Origin of the sequence: [Clostridium] fimetarium (genome assembly GCF_900111235.1) — a bacterium.
GTDB lineage: Bacteria > Bacillota > Clostridia > Lachnospirales > Lachnospiraceae > Clostridium_N > Clostridium_N fimetarium.
The window spans coordinates 1-3,011 of sequence record NZ_FOJI01000037.1 but is presented as its reverse complement, the minus strand read 5'-3'; the positions used below and the strand labels follow the sequence as shown (position 1 = coordinate 3,011).

General features: G+C 48.3%; 1 rRNA gene. It reads left to right on the top strand.

The features are described from left to right. Nucleotides 1-95 precede the first annotated feature (95 nt). Nucleotides 96-2,999, top strand: a 23S ribosomal RNA gene (locus BMY18_RS20565). Nucleotides 3,000-3,011 lie beyond the last annotated feature (12 nt).

Here is a 3,011-nt window from a genome sequence, read left to right as displayed (position 1 = left end):
TTAATTTTATGTTTTAAAGGATTTACCTATGACCCGTAATACAACGCTATGTATTACGTTAGGTAGACTTAGAGGAGGTATTCTCTAAGTTTAATGGTTAAGCTATAAAGAGCATATGGTGGATGCCTAGGCACTAAGAGCCGATGAAAGACGTGACAAGCTGCGATAAGCTGTGGGGAGGAGCAAATATCCTTTGATCCACAGATTTCTGAATGGGGAAACCCAGCTGAGTAAACCTCAGTTATCATATAGCCAATACATAACTATATGAAGGGAACCCGGGGAACTGAAACATCTAAGTACCCGGAGGAAAAGAAAGAAAAATCGATTTCCTGAGTAGCGGCGAGCGAAAGGGAAAGAGCCCAAACCAAAATGCTTGCATTTTGGGGTTAGGACTGCAAAATTGATTCAATGAGGATAGAAGAACGGTCTGGGAAGTCCGGCGAAAAAGCGTGAAAGCCGCGTATTCGAAATTCAAGTTGACATAGCAGTATCCAGAGTACCACGAGACACGAGAAACCTTGTGGGAATAACGGGGGACCACCCCCGAAGGCTAAATACTACTTAGTGACCAATAGCGCATAGTACTGTGAAGGAAAGGTGAAAAGGACCCCGGGAGGGGAGTGAAAGAGAACCTGAAACCATATGTTTACAAGCTGTGGAACCACTTTATATGTGGAACCGCGTACTTTTTGTAGAACGGTCCGGCGAGTTACGTTGTCTGGTAAGGTTAAGTTCTTAAGGAACGGAGCCGAAGTGAAAGCAAGTGTTAATAGCACGTGAAATCAGTCAGCGTAGACCCGAAACCGGGTGATCTATCCATGTCCAGGTTGAAGTTGCCGTAAAAGGCAATGGAGGACCGAACACACATCCGTTGAAAAGGGTGGTGATGAGGTGTGGATAGGGGAGAAATTCCAATCGAACCCGGAGATAGCTGGTTCTCCTCGAAATAGCTTTAGGGCTAGCCTTGTATTAATCTACTGGAGGTAGAGCACTGAATTTCCTAGGGGGCGTCAAAGCTTACCAAAGAATATCAAACTCCGAATGCCAGATAGATGATGTACGGGAGTCAGACTACACGAGATAAGTTGGGTAGTCAAAAGGGAAACAGCCCAGACCTACAGCTAAGGTCCCAAAGTGTGTGTTAAGTGGAAAAGGATGTGAGATTTCAAAGACAACTAGGATGTTGGCTCAGAAGCAGCCACACATTAAAAGAGTGCGTAATAGCTCACTAGTCGAGAGGTCTTGCGCCGAAAATGTCCGGGGCTAAAACACAACACCGAAGCTTAGGAATGATGTATACTTTGTATACACTGTTGGTAGAGGAGCATTGCTGACGAGACGAAGCTGTACCGATAAGGAGCAGTGGATTGTCAGGAAGAGAGAATGCCGGAATGAGTAGCGAGATTAAAGTGAGAATCTTTAAGGCCGAATATCTAAGGTTTCCAGAGTAAAGCTGATCTGCTCTGGGTAAGTCGGGGCCTAAGGCGAGGTCGAAAGACGTAGTCGATGGACAACAGGTTGAAATTCCTGTACTGCATTATATCAGAACTGTGGGGACACAGGTGGAAAGCACAAGCCAGGAAAGGATTACCTGGCGCAAGCGGGGTAGAAGGTTGATAGGTAAATCCGTCAATCAATTCGAAGACGTAACGCGTACCGAAATTTAAGTAGGGAAGTGTGTGAGCCAGCTGTCGAGAAAAGCCGCTATTGTGTATAATGTACCCGTACCGTAAACCGACACAGGTGGATGAGGAGAAAATCCTAAGGCCGACGGGAGAAGCATTGTTAAGGAACTCGGCAAAATGACCCCGTAACTTCGGGAGAAGGGGTGCCTGTAGAAATACAGGCCGCAGAGAATTGGCCCAAGCAACTGTTTAGCAAAAACACAGGTCTATGCAAAACCGAAAGGTGAGGTATATGGGCTGACGCCTGCCCGGTGCTGGAAGGTTAAGAGGAGAGGTTAGCGCAAGCGAAGCTTTGAATTTAAGCCCCAGTAAACGGCGGCCGTAACTATAACGGTCCTAAGGTAGCGAAATTCCTTGTCGGGTAAGTTCCGACCCGCACGAAAGGCGTAATGATTTGGGCACTGTCTCGACAATGCACCCGGTGAAATTGAAATACCAGTGAAGATGCTGGTTACCTGCGCCAGGACGGAAAGACCCCATGGAGCTTTACTCTAGCTTGATACTGGGATTCGGTATTGCATGTACAGGATAGGTGGGAGACTACGAAGAGATGACGCCAGTCATTTTGGAGTCGACGTTGGGATACCACCCTTGTAGTATTGGATTTCTAACCAGCCACCGTGATCCGGTGGTGGGACAATGTCAGGTGGGGAGTTTGACTGGGGCGGTCGCCTCCGAAAGGGTATCGGAGGCGCTCAAAGGTTCCCTCAGAATGGTTGGAAACCATTCGCAGAGTGCAAAGGCATAAGGGAGCTTGACTGCGAGACCGACGGGTCGAGCAGGTAGGAAACTAGGACTTAGTGATCCGGTGGTATAAAGTGGGATTGCCATCGCTCAACGGATAAAAGCTACCCTGGGGATAACAGGCTTATCACTCCCAAGAGTTCACATCGACGGAGTGGTTTGGCACCTCGATGTCGGCTCATCGCATCCTGGGGCTGTAGTAGGTCCCAAGGGTTGGGCTGTTCGCCCATTAAAGCGGTACGCGAGCTGGGTTCAGAACGTCGTGAGACAGTTCGGTCCCTATCCGGCGTGGGCGTAGGAAATTTGAGAGGAGCTGTCCTTAGTACGAGAGGACCGGGATGGACTGACCTCTGGTGTATCGGTTGCACTGCCAAGTGCATGGCCGAGTAGCTAAGTCGGGACGGGATAAACGCTGAAGGCATCTAAGCGTGAAGCCCCCCTCAAGATGAAATTTCCCATAGCATAAGCTAGTAAGACCCCTTGTAGACTACGAGGTAGATAGGTTAGAGGTGTAAGCATGGTAACGTGTTCAGCTGACTAATACTAATAGGTCGAGGGCTTAACCAAGCGAAACATTGT